20 protein-coding genes are annotated in these 22,319 nt (G+C 66.3%); 8 read left to right on the top strand and 12 right to left on the bottom strand.

What is annotated here, in order from left to right; genetic code table 11:
- Nucleotides 1-29: 29 nt before the first annotated feature.
- The 6 genes from BM419_RS26525 to BM419_RS26500 are packed head-to-tail and all read right to left on the bottom strand — an operon-like array spanning nucleotide 30 to nucleotide 7,076.
- On the bottom strand, nucleotides 30-2,255 hold the full coding sequence (locus BM419_RS26525) for a hypothetical protein (RefSeq protein ID WP_091928179.1): 2,226 nt from the start codon (nucleotides 2,253-2,255) through the stop codon (nucleotides 30-32).
- On the bottom strand, nucleotides 2,255-2,449 hold the full coding sequence (locus BM419_RS26520; protein WP_091928178.1) for a hypothetical protein: 195 nt from the start codon (nucleotides 2,447-2,449) through the stop codon (nucleotides 2,255-2,257). The genes BM419_RS26525 and BM419_RS26520 overlap by 1 nt, the downstream gene beginning before the upstream one ends.
- On the bottom strand, nucleotides 2,449-4,107 hold the full coding sequence (gene terL / locus BM419_RS26515) for a phage terminase large subunit (RefSeq protein ID WP_139257128.1): 1,659 nt from the start codon (nucleotides 4,105-4,107) through the stop codon (nucleotides 2,449-2,451). The genes BM419_RS26520 and terL overlap by 1 nt, the downstream gene beginning before the upstream one ends.
- The gene (locus BM419_RS26510; RefSeq protein ID WP_139257127.1) at nucleotides 4,100-4,582 is read right to left on the bottom strand and encodes a hypothetical protein; all 483 of its coding nucleotides are present in this window, start codon (nucleotides 4,580-4,582) and stop codon (nucleotides 4,100-4,102) included. Before BM419_RS26510 ends, terL begins: the two co-directional genes overlap by 8 nt.
- The gene (locus tag BM419_RS26505) at nucleotides 4,579-5,742 is read right to left on the bottom strand and encodes a phage tail tip lysozyme (protein ID WP_091928175.1); all 1,164 of its coding nucleotides are present in this window, start codon (nucleotides 5,740-5,742) and stop codon (nucleotides 4,579-4,581) included. Before BM419_RS26505 ends, BM419_RS26510 begins: the two co-directional genes overlap by 4 nt.
- A 2-nt stretch (nucleotides 5,743-5,744) precedes the next feature.
- Complete coding sequence (locus BM419_RS26500; protein ID WP_091928174.1) at nucleotides 5,745-7,076, bottom strand: phage tail protein; 1,332 nt, start codon at nucleotides 7,074-7,076, stop codon at nucleotides 5,745-5,747.
- Nucleotides 7,077-7,321: 245 nt separating this feature from the next.
- Here BM419_RS26500 and BM419_RS31745 point away from each other — a divergent pair, with 245 nt between their 5' ends.
- The gene (locus BM419_RS31745) at nucleotides 7,322-9,559 is read left to right on the top strand and encodes an NACHT domain-containing protein (RefSeq protein ID WP_107684807.1); all 2,238 of its coding nucleotides are present in this window, start codon (nucleotides 7,322-7,324) and stop codon (nucleotides 9,557-9,559) included.
- Nucleotides 9,560-9,654: 95 nt separating this feature from the next.
- On the opposite strand, the gene BM419_RS26495 is transcribed toward BM419_RS31745, so the two are convergent.
- From BM419_RS26495 to BM419_RS26485, 3 genes are all read right to left on the bottom strand, one after another.
- Nucleotides 9,655-9,981 (bottom strand): hypothetical protein, encoded by a 327-nt coding sequence (locus tag BM419_RS26495; protein WP_091928173.1) that lies wholly within the window; start codon nucleotides 9,979-9,981, stop codon nucleotides 9,655-9,657.
- Between the two features lie 263 nt (nucleotides 9,982-10,244).
- A complete protein-coding gene (locus BM419_RS26490) occupies nucleotides 10,245-11,090 on the bottom strand; it encodes a glycosyltransferase family 2 protein (RefSeq protein ID WP_091928172.1) in 846 nt (281 codons plus the stop codon).
- A 288-nt stretch (nucleotides 11,091-11,378) separates the two neighbouring features.
- Complete coding sequence (locus tag BM419_RS26485) at nucleotides 11,379-11,843, bottom strand: terminase small subunit (RefSeq protein WP_139257126.1); 465 nt, start codon at nucleotides 11,841-11,843, stop codon at nucleotides 11,379-11,381.
- A gap of 214 nt (nucleotides 11,844-12,057) precedes the next feature.
- On the opposite strand from BM419_RS26485, the gene BM419_RS26480 reads away from it, so the two are divergent.
- From BM419_RS26480 to BM419_RS26470, 4 genes are all read left to right on the top strand, one after another.
- Entirely contained in the window at nucleotides 12,058-12,414 is a 357-nt protein-coding gene (locus BM419_RS26480; RefSeq protein WP_091928170.1) for a hypothetical protein, read from the top strand.
- The gene (locus BM419_RS32610; protein WP_175556380.1) at nucleotides 12,414-12,581 is read left to right on the top strand and encodes a hypothetical protein; all 168 of its coding nucleotides are present in this window, start codon (nucleotides 12,414-12,416) and stop codon (nucleotides 12,579-12,581) included. The genes BM419_RS26480 and BM419_RS32610 overlap by 1 nt, the downstream gene beginning before the upstream one ends.
- Before the next feature lie 34 nt (nucleotides 12,582-12,615).
- Nucleotides 12,616-13,647 carry a hypothetical protein gene (locus tag BM419_RS26475; RefSeq protein WP_091928169.1) on the top strand — a complete coding sequence of 344 codons (1,032 nt, stop codon included), beginning with the start codon at nucleotides 12,616-12,618 and terminating at the stop codon, nucleotides 13,645-13,647.
- 100 nt (nucleotides 13,648-13,747) lie between these two features.
- Nucleotides 13,748-14,014 carry a hypothetical protein gene (locus BM419_RS26470; protein ID WP_091928168.1) on the top strand — a complete coding sequence of 89 codons (267 nt, stop codon included), beginning with the start codon at nucleotides 13,748-13,750 and terminating at the stop codon, nucleotides 14,012-14,014.
- 901 nt (nucleotides 14,015-14,915) lie between these two features.
- Here BM419_RS26470 and BM419_RS26465 read toward each other — a convergent pair.
- The 3 genes from BM419_RS26465 to BM419_RS31740 all read right to left on the bottom strand — a co-directional run bounded on the left by BM419_RS26465 (nucleotide 14,916) and on the right by BM419_RS31740 (nucleotide 17,797).
- Nucleotides 14,916-17,204, bottom strand: a complete 2,289-nt coding sequence (locus tag BM419_RS26465; RefSeq protein WP_091928167.1) for an AAA family ATPase — start codon at nucleotides 17,202-17,204, stop codon at nucleotides 14,916-14,918.
- A gap of 81 nt (nucleotides 17,205-17,285) precedes the next feature.
- Nucleotides 17,286-17,630: a hypothetical protein gene (locus BM419_RS26460; protein ID WP_091928166.1), complete on the bottom strand. Its 345-nt coding sequence runs from the start codon at nucleotides 17,628-17,630 to the stop codon at nucleotides 17,286-17,288.
- Nucleotides 17,630-17,797, bottom strand: a complete 168-nt coding sequence (locus BM419_RS31740; RefSeq protein WP_107491588.1) for a type II toxin-antitoxin system HicB family antitoxin — start codon at nucleotides 17,795-17,797, stop codon at nucleotides 17,630-17,632. Before BM419_RS31740 ends, BM419_RS26460 begins: the two co-directional genes overlap by 1 nt.
- Nucleotides 17,798-18,019: 222 nt before the next feature.
- Here BM419_RS31740 and BM419_RS26455 point away from each other — a divergent pair, with 222 nt between their 5' ends.
- From BM419_RS26455 to BM419_RS26445, 3 genes are all read left to right on the top strand, one after another.
- On the top strand, nucleotides 18,020-19,174 hold the full coding sequence (locus BM419_RS26455; protein WP_091928165.1) for a glycosyl hydrolase family 28-related protein: 1,155 nt from the start codon (nucleotides 18,020-18,022) through the stop codon (nucleotides 19,172-19,174).
- Nucleotides 19,175-19,269: 95 nt separating this feature from the next.
- Entirely contained in the window at nucleotides 19,270-20,430 is a 1,161-nt protein-coding gene (locus tag BM419_RS26450; protein ID WP_091928164.1) for a hypothetical protein, read from the top strand.
- Nucleotides 20,431-20,510: 80 nt separating this feature from the next.
- Entirely contained in the window at nucleotides 20,511-22,304 is a 1,794-nt protein-coding gene (locus BM419_RS26445; protein ID WP_091928163.1) for a collagen-like domain-containing protein, read from the top strand.
- Nucleotides 22,305-22,319: the final 15 nt, after the last annotated feature.

The raw sequence follows: 22,319 nt of genomic DNA, 5'->3' as shown, positions 1-22,319 counted from the left end.
CGACAGAATGTCCGGTGTCGCAAGACAGATCAGACAGGTGGAGCCTTAGACTGCGCACCCATCGGTGCGCCACGTCCGGCGGGCCCACCAGGGGCCGCCGGGCCGTTTGCTGCGCCGTTGTGCCCTTGGGCGTCCGGCTGAGCGTTGGGATCTCCCGGTGCGGCCTGGGCCTGCCGGTTCTGCGCGACGATGGACGGAAGGCTGTCCACCAGGGCGTCGGTGAGATCCATGCGGTCGTCGAGGCGCCGGAGCGTCTCGCGAGCCAGCCACTGCGGGCTGATCCCCTGCATCTGCATGATGAAGGGGAGCATCTTCTCCCAATTCGCGATCTCGACCGCCTGATTGGGCTTGCCCGTCGAGCCGGCCTCGATCTCCAGGGACAATTCGTCCGCGATCTCCTGGAGCGTCATCTCGGGCCAGACGGCGCCCGGCCCGACGACCTTGACGACGGTCTCCTCGGACATCTCCCGCATCAGGATCTGCCCGGCGCCCCGGACGATCGCGGTGAGGAAGTTGTCGAGATCGTCCACCGCCGACTGGTCGGCCGTGGCGTTGGCGCCGGCCGCGATCGAGTTGGCGGTCGCGGTGCCCTTCTGCGGCGCGCCGAGCCCGGCCGTCGAGTTGCCGACGACGTACTGGAGATCGGCCATGATCTCCCCGACATCGTACAGGTTCGGGTCGACGCCCGGCACGGGTACGGCCTGGAGCTGGGTCTTGATGTCCTTCGTCGGATCGATGTTGAGGCCCGTGGCCGAGAACGCCGGGGCGGTCCCGAGCCAGGACAGATCCTCATCGGTGAACGAGCCCTTCGAGAACACCCACCGCGGGCGCGCGGCCCGGCGGTGCTCGCGCTTGCCGTCCCGGGAGCGGTTGTACTCCTTCTGGATGTCGCGCAGCAGCGCCACGTCGGACGGCGGAAAAAGCTCGTCCTCGCTCTCTACCGCGTTGAACGTGAGTGCCCACACCGGCCAGAACTGGTCGACGTAGACATCCGGAGCGGCCGGAGGCTTGAGGAAGCCCTCGTGACCGTCGCAGACGTAGTAGACGAGCCCCGCCGCCTTGTCGAAATACTCCCAGACAAGGCACAGATCGCCCTTCGGCTGCTCGCCGGCCGGCTCATCACTGTCGAGCATGTCGCTCTGATGCTGGTAGCTCTCGGATGTGTCGTCGGCGAGCTTCCCGCTGGCGAGGTAGGGCTTGAACTTCTTGCCGAGATCGACGCCGAAGATCTCCTTCACCTCCTCCGGGGTGTAGAGGTACTCCAGCGTCAGATGCCGGGCGCCGACGAAGCCTTCGAGCGACCGGCACAGGCGGTCCGGGATGACCCTGGTCGACTGCGGGAAGTCGAAAACCAGGCCCTCGGACGTGACGATCTCGGGCTCGGCCGACAGGCTCTCGACCATGGCCTCGATCTCGGCGGCCTCGGCCTCCAGGTCGGCCACGGAGCCTTCGTCGCCCTGCTGGGCCTCGATCAGGGCCTTGAGGTGCTCCAGGCGCACGCGGCTGTCGTTCAGCCGGTACTCGACGCTCGGGGACGGGCCCATCTGCCGCTGGTAGCAGAGCTTCACGTAGCCGACGCCGGTCGTGCAGGCGCGCCGCACGGTCTGCTTCATGCTCTCCTTGAAGCCCAGGGGCTGCTGCTCCTTGATCGCGTGGGCGAACAGCTTCTCCAGCGTCTTCGCGATCCGCTGGGCCTGCATGCGCGCGGCCATGCCCTCCTGGAAGTCCTGGATCAGGGCCTGGGCCTCGGCGAAGCCCGGCGGGAGCTGCGGCTCGGGCGCCGTGGCGCCGGCCGCCAGCGCGTTCGGGTCGCCGGCCGCCTGGGCCTGCGACATCTGCGCGGCCTGCTGGGCGGCCTGCATCGTCTGGAAGGCCATCAGCAGCGACTGCTGATCCTCGTTCCAGAGCTTGAAGTCAATCTTGTCGGCCCGCCGGGCGACCGCCTTCGGGTTCTTCGCGTAGAGCGCGGCAGTCTTGGCCTTGACGTGACGGCCCGTGATATTGGCCTTGTACTTGTCGTCCGACCAATCCTTGTCGTGGCCGCGCATCGCGACGCGCATATCACTGCGCATCTGCTCGAAGGCCTTCTTGAAGTGGCGCTTGTCCTCACGGATCGTTTTCGAGATCCGCCGCTGGAGCGCCAGCTCCTGCTCGGTCGGGGCCTGCTCCTTCGCCGGACCGACCTGCTCGGGCGTCACCTCGGCAGCGGTCGGAGGCGCTTCGTCCGCGAGTGCGGTCTGGGGGTCGTCGAACATCAGCCTCGGGCCTCCTGGTCCTTGCGGATGCGAGCCCGCCGCACGCCTTCCTGCACCAGCGCCTCAGCCTTGTCGCGAGGCAGCGGCTTGCCAGTATAGGCCTCGTAAAGCCACTGTGCCAGCTTTACGCCGTCGTGCGTCCCGTCCCCGTTACTGGTGGCACTAAGTACATCCTGGTCGGTGATCTTGGACATCAGTACCCTCCCCCTTGCCGGATCTGATCGTCACGTTCCTGGCGGCGCTGCATCGCCTTGATCCAGGCGTAGCTGCCCGTCTTCGGCTGCGCGGCGGCCTTCTCGGCCTCGGACCGGCCGGGCGCGAACATGCTCTGGAGCAGGATGCCGAAGTAGGCGAGTGCGTCCACGAAGTCGTCGTTCCGGCCGTTCGGGAATTTCAGCAGCTCGTCGATCGCGCGCTCAGTCCAGGCGGCGTGCCGCGGGAAGAACACCTTGCCCTGAGCGACCCGGCCGGCAATAGCCTGGGCTCGGACTTCCTTGTTCTCGCTCGGCGTGATCTCGCGCAGTGGGAAGAAGATGTTGCGCTCGTGCATCCGCTTGCGCAGGAACGGCCCGATCGACTTCGAGATGTGGCCGCGCTCGGCCGCCCAGATCAGCGGGTTCAGCTCCTGGGCCATATCCAACATCGCCTCGACGATGCGGTCGGTCGCCCAGCGCTCCCAGATGCAGTTGGTGAGCCAGAGGTTGTTGCCGCGGTCGAGCCCGCCCCCGAGCAGCACGGAGGCGTCGTGCTTCTTCCGGTCCTCGCCGACCGCGTGGTCCGACGTGCAGTAGGGCGTCAGGTTCGCCGGCAGGTCGTCGGGCCCGTAGAGGCGGATGTTGTCGCGCAGGAACAGCGTCCCGTCCACGGCGGACGGCTGCTGCTGGTAGAGCGCGTGGAAGCCGGTCGGATCGAGGCGCCGCTGCTGCTCCAGGAACTCCTCATCGAACTTCGGCTGACCTTTCGACAGCGGCCAGAGCGCCCTCCCCTTCGGCCGGCCGAGCGGGTCGTCGTCCACCGCGAGCGCCGGCAGATCGATGATCTTGAACTTCGAGGCCAGGATCGGGTCGTGCTTCGGGTTCGTCGGGTCGGTGATGCGGCCGACCGGATCGTCCTCGTGCCAGCGCTGCATGATGATGACGACCGGGCTGCGGGCCGACATGCGCCGGGTCATGGCGACCTTGACGACCCACTCCCAGACTTCCTCGCGCACGGCCGCGGACCGGGCTTCCTCGGCGTTCTTGATAAGGTCGTCCAGGATCAGGAAGTCGGCGCCGCGGCCGATCAGGGCCGTCCCACGGCCGACGAAGAAGGCGAGCCCGCCCTTGGTCGTCTGGAGGCGGTTCTTGGCGTTGCCGCCCCGCTGGAAGGCCACCTCGGGGAACACCTGCTTGTACTGCGGCATCGACATGATGTTGCGCACGTCGGCGCCGAAGTCCTCGGCCAGATTGTCGGTGTGGGCGGCGACTACGATATGCCGGCGCGGGTCGCGCCCGAGCAGCCAAGCCGGGAAGTGCCGGGAGGTGAGCTGCGACTTCCCGTGGCGGGGCGGCACCGTCAGGATCAGAAACGGCATGTCGCCGCGCTCGACCTTCTCCAGAGCGAGGCCAATCGCGCGGTGGAAGTCCTGGTCGTCGTAGGCCGAGCGCTTCGCGTCGTCCGGGTCCTGCGGATCCGGCATGGTGAAGCGCACGAACGGCATGAATCGCTCGCGCGCCTCGGTGACGATCTCCTCGCGGTCGAGGGCGCGGATCAGGGCGACGGCCTTCTCGCGCTCGGCCTTGCGCTCAGCCTCCGGCTTCACCGGGGGCGTCCAGTCCTTTCGCTTCCCGGTCCGCGGGTCGATCCTAGCCACGGGACGTTGCCTTATTGATCGCTTCGAGTACGCGGGTCTGCATCTCGTTAAGCCGAGTGTCGATCTTGTCGAGATGGTCAAGGATCCGGTCTTGACTGTTGGACACGCGCAGTTCGATCTCTTTGACTTCGGACTTAGTCAAGTAGTTCCTCGCAAGATCCTCGCGAACGTCATGGACCTGCTCACGGCAAAGTGTCACCGCTCCGTTCACGGCGCCGAACCGCTGCTCAACCGACTTCTCGAAATCCTCGCGCCACTTCTGACGGTCGGTGTCGATCTTGGTCGAGTACGTTTCAAAGGACTTCTGAGCCTGAGCTTGACCGCCAGACCTGAATACGAGCGCGCCAACACTGAGGATACACGCGATGAACGCAAACGCCGTCGTCAGATCTAACTGCATGACGTGGGCCTGGACCTCTGCTGCCTTATCGGCTGTTGCGGGGTTGCCGACTACGGCAGCGACCGCCCCGATCACCGGGGCAGCAGCTTGTCGAGACCGAAGGGCAGGCTGGGCAGCGTGAACTTGCCCGGCTCGTCCTGGGCGGCGCCCGTGTTGTCGATCCCCGAGCGGACCCGCTCGACCGCCACGCCGATCAGGCCGGATGCCTTGGCGGCGGTGTAGAGGTTGAAGGCCACGACCACGACCGGGAGGGCCCACGGCGGCAGGAAGCCGAGCACCATGTTGAGCGGCCAGCCCAGGTCGAGGTTGGTCGTCCAGTTCTGCTGGAGCGTCACGGCGAAGGCGCCCAGGCCCGCCAGGATCGAGCCCACCGACGCCCAGGTGATCTTGGAGCCCGTCTTCACGACCGGGTTGCCGGCCTTGGCGAGCGTCTTGGCGGTCACGCCGGCCCGCTCGGGCGAGACGGTCGGCCGGCTCGCGTCGTCGGCGAGCAGCGCCCGGGTCTGGGGCCCGTAGTGCCCGTCGATCGCCACGTCGGTCCGCTGGAGCGCGGTGTGGGCGTTCTCCTGGAGGGCGGTGATCGCCGCGGCGGTCCGCTCGCCCCACTTCCCGTCCACGAAGCCGACGACATGGTAGCCGAGATCGAGCAGCCGCTGTTGGATCGCCTGGACCTCGAAGCGCGTCAGGGCGTCCTCGGGCCACTGGCCGCGCTGGAGGCGCACGGGCGGCGCTGCCGGGTTGATGGGCACGCCGACCGGGCCCAGGTCGGGCGAGCTGGCGCCCTTCGCCGGGCCGATCAGGGCCGCGGCGGCCTTGGCGCTGGCGATGCGGCGGTCGAGGTGCGGGATCCCGGGGCGCAGGTACTTCGTGCAGACCACGGCCGCGGCCGCCTCGGGCGTGTCGGCGCACGCCAGGATCGCCCGGTGCGCCGCCGTCTCGATCGTCAGCAGCTCGTGGACCATGTAGCGGTAGTTCGTCTCGTCGGCGGCCGGATCGAGGCCGAGCGCGGAGGCCCAGGCGAGGTAGGCGCGGCGCCGCGGCCCGGTCCACTGCATCCAGCCGTAGCCGCCGGCCGAGCCCGCCACGATCGGCGAGATCTCCTGGAGGGTGTTGAAGCCCTGGCTCTCGACATCGCCGTTGCCGAACAGTCCGGCGACCTTGTTGCGCGTGTAGCCTAAGTCGTTCTGGGCTCGGACGCCGTAATTGGCGCATATCGTCGGCAGGCGTGACTGCATGACTATACTCCGGCGAAGATGATCTTGTTTGTGACGTGAGCGGGCGGGATGATGCTGAATGGCTGCGACCCGGTCGGGTTCGCATTTGTCCCGTCGACTTGGAAATCCGCGCTTGCCTGCTGCGGATTGCTTTCGCCGTTCACCGTGCCCGTCCAGACGTTCTGAACGGGAAGGGCTCCACTGGCAGTCGTCACCGATGCAGTCGCCAAAGCGCCGTATGTCGCGAGGTTATGCTTCGGGAAGTTCACCGTGACCTTGCCCGCCGGAAGGTTGTTCGGCAGATTCGTGATCTTGAGCAGGGTCTGCTCTTTGCCCGCCCCGGCGTCGAAGGCACCGGCCTGGAGGCTGCCGCCGTCGACCGTCGCGACAAGGCGCCCGGCGCCCGTGCCCCAATAGCTCGTCAGCATGTCGTCGCGGCCGAAGTCGGCCCGGCCGCGGCTGTCGGGCACGTTGAAGGTCGTCGCGCCGTCGCCGTTCCCGTACGGGAAGATGCGGATCGTCGCCTGGACCGCGCTGGCGGTCGCCGCGGCGTTGATCGAGAGCTGGCCGTTCTGGTCGCTCACCAGCCGCGCGCCGGCCGGGATCCCGACGCCCTCGACGACTGCCGAGCGAAGGCCGAGACCGGCGATCGACTTCGAGGCGTTGAGCAGCGTCTTCTGCCCGGCGCCGATGTCCACCTGGAGCGTCTCGGTGAGCGCGGCGAACAGGTCGGCGTAGTCGGTGCGCGAGATCGGCTGCCCGGCCTCGAACAGCCAGCCGGGCGGCGCCCGGAAGCCGGCGTAGGCCATGCGGGCGCCGATCGGCACGGTGCCGAGCCCGGCGCCGATCTTCGAGGCCGGCACGGAGCCGTCCTGGAGCTTGGCGCCGTCGATCCCGGCGGCGAGCTTGGCGTTCGTGACGCTGCCGTCCTGGAGCGCGGCCGTGCCCACTCCCCCATCGGCGATCACGACCGCCTGCGACAGGTCCGCGGCCAGCTCCCAGCTCGCACCGCCGGCAGCGGGGTCGACGCCCAGGCTCGAGGCGAGCGCCCGGTAGATCGCGTAGCCGCGGGTGACGGTCTCGTCGGCGAGGTAGGGTTGGGTCGGGTTCCAGGGCCGGGCTGCGCCGATCCCCAGGATCAGGTCGGCGGCTAGGCTGTTGCGGGTGACGATGCCGTTGGCGAGCTTCCCGTCAGCTCGCAGAACGGTCTTGAAGGCGTCGAGCAGCGCGTCGAGGGCGTTGTTGGTGGTGTCTAGCTCGACATCCAGCTCGGTGCCGGGAAAGCTGTCGTCGCCCTGCGCCTGCTGAAAGGCGGTGAAGGAGAACGCGCGGCGGATGAAAGCGGGTAGCGTCATGGCCCATTTCAATAAGACATCGGACGGACCTCCACAAGACAGATCAGACGAGCGGCCCCGGACGCTTCGAGCGGAACCCGATCCTTAGGCGTAAGATCCGGCAGACGGTCACACGTCAAAACGGACAAGGCGTCTGCCGACATGGCGTTTCAACATTTGTTCTTAAAGTCGTACCATCGGTTGATCGAGCCAATTTGACGTTGTAATTGAAGACATTGAGGTCGTGGTAGGGTGCGTGCAGCGCTATGGCTCAACCAAGTTGGAAGACACTCGAAGAACAAGTTCGAGGGATTGCGACGCTTGTTTTCGGCAAAGACTGTGAGCCGGGGCGAATTGCGGGAGTCAATTTCGACGGAGTTGTCCATAAGAGCGAATACGAAACAGTAGCTATTGAAATTAGTAAGCAGTACGACTTAGACAAAGTGAGGCAAGGTATCGGCCGCCTCGGTCTTGCTCGGCAGAGTTTGATTGTAGATGGAGTAGTGCTTCGCGGCTATATCGTTCTTCCAAAGCCTCCCACACAGGCAATGATCGATGCGGCCGCCGCCGTGAAAATTACAGTTTTATCGGTCGGGCAGTTGGGAACCCTCTTTTTTCACTTTCCTCAGTACAAAGAAGCCCGGCTAACATCATCATTCGGTAGTTCGATCGATCCATTGAGCGGAGCGATAGACAAGACAAATTATGTCCCGGTTGCTTACACCAGACTTGACGGGGGCAAGGACGTCAGTGTTAACGAAATAGCGGACATGCTCCGGGCCGGGCAAAACGTCATTTTACTTGGAGAATACGGCTCCGGAAAAAGCCGATGCGTAAGAGAATTGTTTAATTTGTTATCCGACGGCTGGGCTGGGACATTTCGATTCCCTTACGCGGTTAATCTCCGCGAATGTTGGGGCCTCGACCGTGGCGAGGAGATCATCCGAAGAGGTGCTTATGTTCTTGGGAAAGATGATCTCGCCGCAGCAGCCGTAAGAGCCAATAACAGGCAAAGTCTGATACTTCTGCTCGACGGTTTCGACGAGCTAGGAAGCCAATCGTGGGCGACAGATGAGACCCGATTACGACAGCTTCGGGCACGCGCGTTGAGAGGTGTGAAGGACTTAGTCGAGAACACAAGCGCTGGATGTTTGATAGCTGGGCGAGAGCATTACTTTTCGTCAAACGAAGAAATGCTCACTGCACTAGGGCTTAAAAGGAATAATACACTTATCATCAAAGCGAAAGATGAATTTACAGATGAGCAGCTAGAGGCGTATTTCGATGCTGCTGGTCTAGCAGTCGAACTCCCGTCATGGCTGCCGCGGAAACCGCTCATTTGCCAAACTATCGCACTACTGTCAGATGACGAACTTGGAAGTATGTTCGGCATCGCAAGCGAAGGCGTGGAGTTTTGGAATCACTTCATCAGGGTGGTTTGCAAGCGTGACGCCCGCATCAATGCGTTTTTCGACGAGGAAACTATATATCGGGTCTTCGTCGCCCTTAGTCGAATAACTAGGACACGGCCGTCGAATATCGGTCCAATTTCTCAGCGAGATCTACAAGATGCCTTTGAGGCGGTTGTCGGCCAACTTCCGGTAGAGGAAGCTGCTGCGATGCTGCAAAGACTTCCCAGCCTTGGGCGGATCGGTGCAGAGTCACAAGACCGCCAGTTCGTGGACATGTTTATTCTGGACGGTTTGCGAGCGAAGGACGTTGCTAAACTTCCAGACGATGACGAGGCACAACGACGTCGCGCTATTTCCGAAAACTGGCTAAACCCGCTCCGAGCGCTCGGACAGTCTATACTCGCATTAGATATGTCAAAACGCGTTGATAGTTTTAGGCAGCTTGCCTCCCGAGCCGCTGCTGCAAAGAACGCAACGCTAGCCGGTGATATAGTCGCGTCGTTGTCTCGTAACGCGTTAAAGCCGGCCGATCTTCAAGGGCTAACGATCTCAGGGGCCTTTATATCGCAATTTGTGATAAATGACGAAAATGTAACGAATTTTACAATAACAGATACAACATTTGAGCATTTGGTGCTTCCGAATTCACCCCCGAATCGTGTGGCGATCAGAAGTAGTATGGCCAGCCGAGTGTCTGGGGCAGCGTCATTCTCCGGTCTGCCGGATTGGGTTCAATTGGATCTAGTTGACGATTTTGACTCGGTACAAACCGTCGCGCAGATCAAAAAAGCTGGACTTTCGCCATCGCTGGAGATTCTCGTCGCAATTCTAAAAAAGACATTCAAACAAAAGGGGGCCGGACGCAAAGAAGAGGCACTATTGCGGGGCTTCGGCGGCGGAGCATCGAAGAAGATCGCTGGTTCTATACTCAGACTTTTGATTCGAGAAAACATTCTATCGCGTCATAAAGGTGACGAGGGGTGGATTTATACCCCGGAGAGGTCTCATTTTGCTCGTGTGAGCGAGATGCTCGATCAGCTAAGATCTTCCACAGATCCGTTGTGGCTCGAAGCCGAGCAAATTAGGGACTGAGATATAAGCATCGACTATGATTAAAATAGCCCGGGCAGCTCAAGTGCCCGGGCTGACATTTATCTTTTTCTAATTATTGTGGTCGTCGGCCGACATTATGACATGACTGTGGGTGTGCCGGCCGCCTTGGGTGCCGGAAGCGAGGCCGAGAGAGCGTCGACCGTCTGCCGAAGGGTGTTGACCTCGGCCAGAACCGGATCCAGATCGGCCGGGTCGATCCCGGAGCCGGAGACCTGTCCGACCTTGGCGGTCAGGCTGTCGACGCTCGCTTTCGCGCCGTCGAGCGCGTCTTTCAGTTCCTTCACGGAGGCCATCAGAAGCTCCTGGATTGCGGATTTGAACGCCGGCTGAGCCAGCAGGCCCGAGATCAGCTCCTCGGCCTCGTGCTCAAGCGCGGCAGCGGTGAGTGGAAAGCGTGCCATGACGGACGATATGTCCGAAGACAAGACAGCGTCAAGACACAAATCAGACGCAGCGATGGAGCGAACCCGGAAGCTGGTCCTCGATACGCTCCCACCGGGCCCCGTTCGCGACCGTTTCGCAGCCCTCACGCTCGACGAGCTACGGGACCTCGAATTTGACAGCGACCTTTGGCGTCAGGTGCGCGTAGCGCTCAGCCACGTCGAAGGCCGCTACCTAAACTAGCCCGCATGCACCTCACGAGGTGCGGACAAGATGTCCGGCGTCAGATCAGGCCGCGGAACCGGCGCGGCAGCTCCCAGAACTCGTCGAGCTGCACGAACTCGCGCCGGTCGAGCAGCTCCGTGAACCGAGCCCGCACCCGCTCGAACTCCCGATCGCCGGCCTCCAGCTTCGTCCCGACGCGCCGAACCGTCTCCATGTCCCGCTTGACGTGATCGAGCAGCGGCTGGGGCGGGATCTGGTGGTGATCGACCTGGGCCTTCGCCACCTTGTTGCGCTCGATCTGGCGCTGCACCAGCAGGTCGTTGTCCACGAAGGCGATGTGGAACAGGTAGAGGAACGGCGTGATCGTCGTCGCCGGCACCCGGTGGCTGAAATGGAAGCCGGCGGCCCAATCCGGGCGCTCGCGGATCAGCGTGGGCTTGCACAGCGAGTTGAACGGCCGGATCACGCTGCGCTGATCGGTCAACGGGCGTGCCCAATCCAGGGGGCCTTCCCGCGTGTGGTCGTGCAGCAGGTCGACGCCGAATGCCGAGACGATCGAGGGCGCCCCGGGCAGCCGCCGGACGAACTCGACAAGGTTCGGATCGCGGGCCGGGTCCGCCACGACCATCTCGTCCGTGTCGGTGAACAGGACCCGGTCGTAGAAGTAGAGCAGCGACGTGCAGAAATCGCCCGCCGCCACGGCCCGGCGGTGCTCGTCGTGGGGCGAGCGCGGGAGCCGGAGGACGTTGACGGGCAGGTCCCGCGTCGACCCATCGGTCGAGCCGTGGTCCAGGACGTAGCAGTGCTCAGCGCCGACCTGCCGGCCGTAGTGCCTCGCCCAGATCGGCAGCAGCATCGCCTCGTTGAAGGCCATGGTGACGACGGCAAGCGGCTGTTTGGTCATATCTCACGCTAGCGCGAGCAGACGGACCGGACAAGGCAGACGGACCGGACAAAACGGGGATGATCCGGACAGAATGTCCGGTTCGTGGTTTCGGCCGCAATTTTCTCAGCGGCCCCGGCCACCGCCGACGCGCGCGGACGCGGGTGTACCCGGGGGCCGGGGCGCGCCCGCGCGCGGCCGGGCGGCTGCCGGGCGCCACGCGCGAGGCGTCGGACTTCCCCTAGAAGTGCGCGGCGCCCCGTTAGATCAATGACTTAGCATCCCGCACCGTGCGGTTTGGGGCGCAAATCAGTCGAAAAGCCCGCCCGCGGGCGCCGGAAGCGGCGCCGCTTCGAGCACGGGCGCGTCAAGCTCCGCGAGGTAGGCAATTGCCCGCTGCCGCGCCTCGACAAGCTCGGCGCGCGTCATCTCGGACAGCGGCTTGTCGAGCCCCGCGCCCTCGACGCCGCCTAGGTGCGTCATCTCGGCGAGCGCGCGGGCCGCGGCGACGCGCGGAGCCTTCGGCGCGGTCTTATCCAGGGCGATCTCGACGAGCACGGTGCGCGCGACGGCCGCGCCCTCGCCCTGCACGCGCAGCCGCACAGCCGTTTGGATCGCGGCGACGATGTCCGGGCGCTTCAACGCCTTGGACGCGGCGGACGGCGGTTGCGCATACCCTGCGACGGTCGCCGAATAGACCGCATCGCCTGTCCGCACCATCGCCTCAACGAATGCGCTTTCCTGCGGCGTCATCCGCCCTTTCAGATCAGGCACTTGCAGCCTCCGGACATTCTGTCAGCGGCACAACGGGATAGCGACGCCGCCTATTGCCGCTCCCGCTCTTGATAGGCCGCATCTATCGATTGAGCAAATCGGCTGTCAGACAGGTACGCACTTTTCCGGACATTTTGTCTGTCGTGCCGCTTGACGTGACGGACAATCTGTCTGATACAGGTGCTGTAACGCAGTCACTAACGGACACGGTGTCATGATCTTCCAGACCAAAGCCCGCCCCTTATTAGCCGCCCTGCTCCCGCTCTGCTCGACCATGTCCGTGACGGCGCAAGCCGTCGCGGCCGAACCCGCTCACACCTTCATGGCCTACACGGCGCCGCTAGCCGCTCCCCTTGGCGAGACGGCCCCGCATATCCCGCTGATCGCCGCAAGCGCGCTGATCGCCGCTTCGGCCCTCGCGATGTTCCTCCCCTTCCGTAAGCCCGCCGCGCCTGCCGTCGAGGCGCCTGCCGCGCCCGTCGAGGCCGCATCGGTCGGGCCCATCTACTGCCCCCGCACCCGCCGTTGGCGTGACGCCTCGACGGGCCGCCTTGTGAAGGCTCCCCGCTGATGATCCGCTTCATCGTCCTCTGGACCGTCCCGGGCCTTGGTTTCGCCTTTGAGGCGGACGTGGCCGCCACCTCCCCGCGCGAGGCCCGCGCCACCTTCCGGGCCATGTTCCCCTCGGACCGCGTCAAGGCGGTCAAGCTCCCCCGCGGCAACGGCCGCTTCGTCTGATCTGTCACCCGACGCGCTAGAAGGATCGAACGTCATGCCGAACGTCGTCGCTAACCGCCAAGTCGCTCACATCTGGGCCCATCAGGCTCAGGACAGCGCCCGCTCGCACAACGGCAATTTCTGGTTTGAAGGCCGCAAGCTCTACAGCTATTCCACGCCGATCGCGCACCTTGTCCCGGGTGTTGACGGCGAACTGATCGCGCTCGTTACTGCGCGAAGCTATAGCGTCACCACGAACGGCAAGCATATCGGCCCGGCTCACTCGGCGCTCGGCTACGGCCGCGTGCGCAAAACCTTCACGGTTCCTTTCATCGGCGCCTTCGGCGGTCAAAACCGCGGCGACCGCAACCTTGACGCGGTGTCCGCTCCCGAGATCCACGCGGCGAACCTTGAAGCCTACCTCGCGGACTACACCGCGACCGTTGAGCGGCTCCCCCGCAAGCGCGATTACGACCGCGCCGACGCTCTCGCCTCGCTGAACCGCATCGCCAACCCCGCGTGCGACTACGCCGAAGCGTTCGGCCTGCCGCGTCCGGCCTACGACACCGACGCGGACGAAGCGGCCGCGTTCCGCATCTGGAGCGCCCGCAACACGCCCGAGCGCATCGCCGCGCGCCTCGCTCGCGCCGAAGCCGCGGCGGCTGCCAAGGCGGCCCGCGACGCTCGCGACGCCGCGGCCCGCGTCGAGCGGGAGCGCACCTTGCGCGAGGCCTGGCTGTCGGGTGAGCCGACCGCCTACTTTCACGGCCGCGACGAACGCGGCGGCGCCTACCTGCGGGTGCGCGGCGACGTGCTGGAGACCTCGCTCGGCGCCGAAGTCCCGCTGTCCCACGCGATCAAGGCTTTCCGCTTCGTCAAGCTGTGCCGCGAGCGCGGCGAGGCTTGGCACCGCAACGGCCGCACCGTCCGCGTCGGTCACTTCCAGGTCGACAGCATCGAGGCGTCGGGCGACTTCGTGGCCGGCTGCCACCGCATCAACTGGAGCGAGGTGGAGCGCATCGCCGCGAGCCTCGACCTGCTCAACGTCGAGGCGTCCGCCGACGCTGTCGAGGCCGCGCACGTCTGATCTGTCGCCCGACCTGTCGCGACCCTGCCGCCTTCGCCCCGCGCGAGGGCGGCACAGCCGCCACAGCGGACCCCTTGCCTGCCAACGGAGCACCACGACCATGGCTGAATACCACGTCACCACCTATCCGCCGCACGTCGGACCCGCCGAGATGGCGCTCGTCGCGCGCCGCGTCGACACCGCGGGCGCCCGCTTCGTCGGCGCCGTCGTCGCCGTGCTCGACAGCCTGTCGCTGCGCGACACAGAGGGCGGCTGGCGGGCCTACCGCGCGGCCATCGCCGCGGCCGGATCGCTGCGCCGGGGCGCCGTCGCGGCGCGCCTCACGGTCGCGGGCGGCTACGTCGTCCTGGTGGAGCGCGTCGCGTGACCGCCCGCGCCGTCCTGCTCCCCCTCGCCGAAGCGTCCGCCGTGATGTTCGGCGCCGTCGCCTTCCTCGCCGTCGCTGTCGCCTTGGGTGCGCTCTGATGTTCTACGTCCTCGCCCTCGCCGCGGCCGGGTCCGCGGTCGCCCTCCCCTTCCTGGGCCTCGCCAAGCTGACGGAGTGGACGCATCGCCGCTGCCACCCCTACGACTACTAGCCGCCCGCACCCTGTCGACCCTGAAAGGCCCGCTCCCCCGAGCGGGCCTTTTGCGTTTCGTCTGATCTGTCGCGAGCGCCGTCCGCTGAAAATCGCCAGAAACGGCCCGCCAGCGGCCGCGGCGGGGTCCGGGAGCTACGACGGGCGCCGAAAATCGGCCTTGAGCCCTGGCGGGCCGTTTCTGGCGAAACGCGGAGCCATCGCGATCCGGACGGGATGTCCCGGAGCGCCCGCGCAACGCCCGCCCGGGGCGTGCCCGCCAGTGCCTGCCTGGGCGCCCGGGCGCCGCGCGCCCGGCGCACCCGGCGCGCCCGCCGCGCCCGCGGATGGAGGCCCTCGACCTGCCGTCTCGATCGAGCCCACTCCACGACGGGAAAAGGCGCTGGAAAATCTTTTCGGACAAAACGTCCGAGATCGCTCGGTCAGGGATACATGGCGGGGCGCAGCTCGGCCCCCGCGGCCGGGGCGGATGCCCTGTATGTAATACCCCCTAGTTTGCGGCAGTCTGAGCAGAGCGCAGCAAACTAGAGATTCGTGAACGATACCAGGGTGTTGTTCGGAAGTTTGCGGCAGTTTGCGGCGCTGCTGCATTCTTAGTTTGCTGCGGAAGTTCGCTGCAACGACTTCAACGACTTAGCTGGTTTGCAGCAAATTGGCCCGTGCCTTGATCGCCTAGTTTGCTGCACCCAATCAGTCGAAAAATCCGCCGTCATCGGACGAATTGTCCGGTTCACCGGCCGTTACCGCCACGGCCTTGAGACCCATGATAGCCCGCCGCGAGCCGTCGCGACCCACTTCGGCCTCCACGACCGCGCCGATCGCGACGAGCTGCGCCAGGGCTTCCTCGACCTCTGCGGCCGTGTAGGGCGCAAGCGCGCCCGTTTCGCGGCGGCGCAGGATCGGCTCGGCCTTGCTCTTGGATGTGCGCCCCAGGGTGAGGCGGACGCCGTCGCGGTTGGCGCTCGACACGGCGTCGAGCACGATGCGGTGGAGCGAGCCCGTAATTTCTGGGGCCCCCTCCGCGACGGTCCTGGACGCCGTCACCACCTCCAAGACGCCCGCCTTCCACATCAGCTTCCACTTCGCCCCGGCCGGGCCGTAGTTCGACTTCTTGGTCGTCAGCTCGCGGTAGAGCCCGCCCTCGTCGCCGATGTGGTCGAGGTAGAAGCGCGAGCGCACGGAGCCGTGCCACGCCGTCGAGCCCGACGTGCCCTCCCCGTTCTGCTCGCCAGCCCGGGACGGGTGCCCGAGCATCAGGCAGGCGCCGCCCGTCTCAGCGGCCAGCCGGCCCGCACAGCCCTGCACGAACTGGCGGACCTGCTGCCGGTTGATCTCGTCACCGCCGAAGATGTCCGCGATCGTGTCCAGGCATGACACTTCGACGCCCAGCTCCTTCGCGACCCGCACCAGCTCCTCGAACAGGGGCGTCGCCTTGAGCACCACGCCGGAGCCGTGGCGGTCAAAGGTGCAGAGCAGGTTGTCGTCGTATTTGCGCGAGACGAGATAAAGCCAGCCCGACAGCTCGCGCTCGTCGCGGCCGAGAGCCCGGCAGATGTCCCGCACGCGGGCGTGCAGCACGTCCGGATCGTCCTCGCAGAAGAAGCCCAGGCACTTCGCCCGGCGCGTCTGGAGCCCCAGGAACGGGATCCCGAGCGCCACGGCGATCAGGAGCTGGAGCGCGAGCAGGCTCTTGCCGACGCCGCCCTTGCCGGTGAGCATCGTGACCTCGCCGCGCGGGACGAAGGCCTCGACGTACCACTCCTTCACATTGGGCTCGCGCCCATACCAGTCGGCCGGGTCGATCAACTGGATCACGGGGGCCGTCGCGGTCGTGGCGAGCAGGTCGTAGGTGTCGAAGCTCTCCGGCACGGGTGCCGGGAAGTGGCTGGTGTCGGGCTCGGCCTCGATCGCCACGAACATCTCGGCCGCTTTGGGCGCCGCGGCCTGGGCGGCCTTGCCGACGCGGGCCCAATCCCGGGCGACCATGCGCAGCGTGACCGGGCCGCCGTTGCCGGGCTGGCCCGGTGGGAAGACGAAGGCCACGGCCGCATAGTCGTTCAGCTCGTAGCCCTTGCGCGCCATGGCGCCGGCTAGAGCGGCGCGCCACGCCGAGCCCGAGCCGTCGCCCGGGGCGCTCGATAAGCGGCCCGAGAGCAGGCCCTTGAAGTAGGGGTCGGCCTCGGCGTCGGCCTTCATGCGCGCCACCAGCTCGGCGCCCGGCCCGGCCTCGGCGGTGTTCCAGTCCAGATCGTCCATCGCAGCCTGGACGGCCGCGTCCCGGTCCTTCTGGTCCGCGCCGGCGATCGGCTCGTACTCGGTCTCCAGCTCCTCGATCGTGTAGGTCCGATCCGGGTGCGAGCAGTCGTCGAGAATCGTGACGGGCCCGCCCATCAGCCCGCGGGCGCGCTTCTTCGGCGCCGAGTGATTGATCGTCCCGGGCAGCCGCATGATGCGGTCGATATTCTGCACCGCGTCGCCGTCGAGCGCGGCCGCGATGCCGGCGCCGAGATCCTCCGCGTCGATCCGGTAGATCGCCGGTTTGAGCTTCTCGCGCAGGATCCAGGCGAACTGCACGCCGTTGCCGCTGTCTACCGCGAGCGTCGGCGGGTGCTCGCTGTCGTCGGCCAGCTCGTGCGCCCGGTCGAGCAGCTCGTCGCGCGAGGCCTGGGTCTCCTCGGGTGTTGAGCCGGCCGGGTCCAGGTCGGCGACGATGGCTCGTATCCGAGCAATATGCTCCTTCCGCAGCTTCGCGTGGGGCGCGTCCGGGATGGGCTCGTTCACCGAATAGTACAGGTTGCGATGCGCCCGCGCCTCGATCCACGCGGCGATCTCGCCCCAGCTTTCAGCCGGGAAATAGCGCGCCTCGATCTCGCCCGTCTCCGGATCGAGCGCGGTGAGGTGGTGGCGGCCGTGCAGGTCGAGCCGTTGCAGGAACGCGACGGCATAGGCGGTCCGGACGATGCGGGCGTGGGCGTTCACGGGGGCCTCGGGTGCGGATGACACATCAGACGCCCGCGGAACCGAAGCTGCGCGGGCGATCTGCTCAGGCGAGAGCGCCCATTAGTCGAACAGCCCGCCAGCGTCGGCGGCCAGTTCCGCGGCCAGCTCGGCGGCTAAGCCGGCGGTCGGGTCCTCTACCGCGGCGGCCAGCTCGGCGCGAGCCGGTGAGCCCTCGGGCGGCATGAAGCTGCCCTGAGGCACGGGCTCAGCCGGCGTCGGCGGGAAGGCCTTCTCCCAAGCCTCGCGCTCGGTCGATGCGGTCCAGACGATCGCCTGCGGCGCCTCGCCCGGGTCGCCCTCCTCCAGTAGCTCCAGGGTGACGGGCCCGCCGGGCTCCATCGCGTAGATCGAGACGCCGACGCCCGGCAGCAGCCGGCGCAGCTCGTCGAGGGATCGGGGCTGCATCAGGAAGTCCTCCGTGTCTTCGGGAGCATCTGGCGCAGGAGCTGGGCGAGCATGGCGCTGCGGGACAGGCTGCGCGCGCGGCCGGCGTCGTCCAGCTCGGCCAGTAAAGCCGCGTCCAGGTGGACCGTGGCGCGGACCAAATTCTGCCCCTTGGGCTGTCGGTTCATGGTGGCACTCCGTGGGACGCCATGGCGGCGTTACGCCCTCACATTTGGTCGATCTGTCTGATTGAGTCAAGCCATTTTGTCCGACGTATTGTCTGACGCTGTCTGATATGCGTATGGTGCGCCGGCCCGGCGGGGGAGCGGTCCCCGCGAGACAGCGTGGCCACATGCGCAAAGCATCTCAAGCGCCTCGCCGGGCTCTTTCCAAGCATAGCGAGGCATCAAATGTCGGTCGTAAGCCCGTTAATCTATAATATCGTCGACTACGGCGCCGTGTCGAACGGCGGTGACTGTTCCGGGGCATTCCAGGCGGCCTTCAACGCCCTCAACAACACGCCGGAGGGCGGTCAGATCTACATCCCGCCCGGCCGCTTCCTCATCCAGAACCCGATCGGCGGCACCACCGATAAGAGCTGCGTCATCAAGGGTGCGGGTGCAGACGCTTCGGTGCTGGTCTTCAATGGCCCGAACCTCAACAATGGCCTCGTGCTCCAGCAGGTCACGCCGAACAACGCTTGTGCGTTCAAGGACTTCGGCGTCGTCGCAACCGGCTGTCCGAACCTCGGCAACGGGTCGGTCCTGTCGATCATCGGCGTCCTCCAGGGTTGCAACGGCATCACCGTGGACGGCCTGCACGTCCGTCTGACGGACGACGCGCCCTGCTCCAACGTCCTCTACGTGCGCAACCCGTCCTCGGGCGTCATCCGCGACTTCAACGTGGACGGCTACTCGGGGTGGGGCGAGGGCAACACCGCGACCGGCATCTACATCATCTGCGACACGCAGGGCGCCAACGCGATCCAGCTCTACAACTGCAACATCTTCCGCGTCTACAAGGGCATCTGGTGCGTCGGCGGCCAGATCCAGCAGTACGTCATGGAAGGTTTCGAGGCCAACGAGTGCACGCTCGTCGGCGTCCAGTACGGCCTGCACATGCAGGGCGGCTGGTACAGGCCTCCGGGCAACGCGTGGAAGGGCGGGCACATCAACGCTCGTCAGATCTGCATCCTTCTGGAGACTTGGTACGAGTTCAAGATCTCGGACACTCTGCTGTACCTCGACGGCTCGGCCGCCGCGAACAGCCAGGGCCATATCCGGGTCATCAACTGCGACGAGATCCAGATCCACAACAACTCGACCCGCTACGTGGACGAGATCACGGGTGGCCCGACGCAGCGGGGCATCTGGGGCATCGCGATCTCGGACAGCAGCAACGTGCTGGTCCAGGGCAACTTCTTCGACATCGGACGGGCCGACAGCGCGGCGCTCTACAGCGTCTCGGGCAACAGCAACGTCCGGTCGGCCTTCAACACGAAGCGCGGCGGGGGCGCCTACGGCGCCGGCGCCTACACCGAGATCGGTCAGGACATCGTCGTCTGATCTCAAGTGTCTGATCTGTCATCCGACAGTGACGACGGGACGCGCCTATGGGCGCGTCTCACCAGACAAAGTGCAACTCAAGCATAGGTACTGAGATGGACATCAACTCCTTCGCCGTGTCCCCGCTCGACTACGGCGCGAGCGTCAACGCCGACCCGGAGACCAACCGCGTCGCCTTCCAGAACGCGATCAACGCGCTCCAGGCCAAGGGCGGCGGCCGGTTCGTCGTCCCGCAGGGCATCTTCGTGGTGAACGCGCCGCTGACCGCCAGCCTCGGTCAGAACGGCTCGATCTTCATGGAGGGCGCCGACACCAACTCGACCATCACCTTCACGGGTGGCGGGCAGAACGGCCTCGTGGTCGACGCCGGCTTCATCAAGCTCTCGGGCTTCCGGATCGTCGTCTCGGCCATGCCGAACATCGGCCAGGGCTCGGCCTGCTACTTACGGAACGCCTCGGCGCTGGGCGGCTCGTTCCAGAACATCGTCGTGGAGGATATGCGGTTCGAGGGTCGTGTCGACGCTCGGCCGAGCTACTTCCTGGCGGTCAACGGCCCGGCCACCTCGCGCATCCGCGGCGTCACCGTCGTGGGCTTCTACAACCAGTCCTTCCCGGTCGACAGCACGGGCATCTACATCTTCGGCGAGGTATCGCCGAGCGGTGGCGCCTCGGGCGACTGGTCGTGCGAGGGCTGCACGGTCATCGGCGTGGGCACGGCGTTCCTGGTCAACGAAGGCGCCGGTCCCGGGCAGGCGACGGTCGAGGGCTCGTCCTTCACGGACTGCGTCGCCGTGGGCGTCCAGGTGGGCCTGCATATGGTCGGCAACGGCTATCAGGTGCCGGGCCACTCCTGGAAGGGCGGCCACATCAACGCCCAGGCGGTCTGCGCGCAGTTCGACAGCATCTCGCAGTTCGAGATCGCCGACTGCCTGCTCTACCTGGACGCTGGCGGGGCGAACAAGCAGGGGTTCATCCTGTTCAACGGCTGCACGCAGATGCGGGCGCGGGACAATCAGATGATCCACATCGCGCAGACGGGCGACACCGGGGGCGGCGTCTACGGCGTGGCCTTCGCCAACGGCACGACCGCCTCGCGTGCCCAGAACAACGACGGCATCGGTTTCCCCGGTGGGTCGGCGGTCATCTACAATCAGTCCGGCGGCAACAACCGTGCTGGCGGTAACGGCCGCGGCGGCCAGGGCGCCCTGCTCGTCGGTGGCAACCTGATCGACCTGGGCGGGAACCACGTCTTCTAGGCCTCGCCTGTCTGATCTGTCATAAGACTTAGGGTCCGCTGTCTTCCGGGGCAGCGGGCCCTTCTGCTTTCGAGGGCGCGATGAACTACCAGCGCAAGTACAGCTTCTCCGGCTATCAGGCCAACAACCCACAGCGCCCCCTGCCGGCGACGCAGATCGACGCCGAGCTGGACGCGATCAGCGCCGCCTTCGAGCAGACGCTGGACGCCTACGGCGTGGCAAAGGCCAACGGCTTCCAGGGGAACGTGATCGAGTGGCTCGCCAGCCTCAAGGGCGAGAAGGGTGACAAGGGCGACAAGGGCGACCGCGGCCAGCAGGGCCAGCAGGGCCCGAAGGGCGACACGGGCTCCCAGGGACCGCAGGGCGATCCCGGGCACCAGGGCGTCCAGGGCGTGCAGGGGCCGAAGGGCGATCAGGGTGAGCAGGGCGCGCCCGGGGCGACCGGCGACCGCGGCCCGCAGGGTCTGACGGGCCCGAAGGGCGACAAGGGCGACCAGGGCCTCCAGGGGCCGAAGGGCGACACGGGCGCCCGCGGGCTCCAGGGCCTGCCCGGCGCGGACGGCGAGGACGGCGCGCAGGGCCCGAAGGGCGACAAGGGCGATCAGGGCGTCCAGGGCCCGAAGGGCGACAAGGGCGACCAGGGGATCCAGGGCCCGAAGGGCGATCAGGGCGAGCAGGGCGCGAAGGGCGACCAGGGCGCGGGCGTCGTCATCAAGGGAAGCGTGCCCACGCCGGCCGACCTCCCCGCCTCCGGGAACACCCCGGGCGACACGTACATCGTCACCAGCTCGGGCTCGGGCTACGCGGCCGGTGACGGCTACGCCTGGACCGGCTCGGGCTTCACCAACGTGGGCCAGATCCGCGGCCCGCAGGGCGTGGCCGGCCCGAAGGGTGACAAGGGAGACCAGGGGCTCCAGGGTGTGCAGGGCGAGCCCGGCGCGCAGGGTGCAAAGGGCGATGCCGGCGCGCAGGGCGTGCAGGGGCCCAAGGGCGACAAGGGCGACCAGGGCATTCAGGGGCCCAAGGGCGACCAGGGGATCCAGGGTGTCCAGGGCGACCCGGGCGCGGCCGGGCCGAAGGGCGACACCGGCTCCCAGGGCCCGAAGGGTGACACGGGCTCCAAGGGCGACCAGGGCATTCAGGGCCCGAAGGGCGACCAGGGGATCCAGGGCGTCCAGGGCCCAAAAGGCGACAAGGGCGATCAGGGTCCGCAGGGGCCGGCAGGCAGCCTCGGCTTCCAGCCGGTGCAGCAGGGCACCGGGCCGGGCCAGGGCACCAACACCGTGTCGGTCGGCTGGGGCACGATCAAGAACGCCGCCGGGATCGACACGGCCGCGCTGCTCCTGTCGATCGACGGCCAAGCGCAGGGTGCGATCTGGACGGATCAGCTCCTGGGGCAGTCGTTCGGCCGGAAGCGGATCGAGAACCTCGCGACGGGCGCGCACTTCTGCGCGGCGGTCGGGCTCGGCAGCTCCGGCTTGACCGCCTCCGCCGGCAACGGCTTCCAGCGGATCATGCTCAACGCGACAGAGGCGGATGTCGAGGGGCTGTTCAAGACGGGCTCGGGGCAGAGCTACTACCTCGTGCCCATGTCCGGCGTCTACAACATCACGGGCGCGCTGCGCTTCCCGGACAATACAGGCTCGTTCTTCTACGGCTTCGGCGTCCACACGGCAGAGGAAGATGGGTCGCACATGAACTGGACCTTCCGGCCGACCAATAACGGCAGGTACGTCAGTCAGTATTCTCGCATGGCCCACTTCAACAAGGGCGATCAGGTCCGGATGATCTTCTATTCCGACGCGGTCGTTGCCAACCTGCCGGTCGATCGCGCGGCGTTCCAGATCGCTCTCCTGTCCGGAGACATCGTATGATGGTCGCTCCGCAAC

The sequence above is a fragment of the Methylobacterium sp. yr668 genome, from assembly GCF_900116245.1.
Classification (GTDB): domain Bacteria; phylum Pseudomonadota; class Alphaproteobacteria; order Rhizobiales; family Beijerinckiaceae; genus Methylobacterium.
This window is presented reverse-complemented; position numbering and strand designations above follow the sequence as displayed.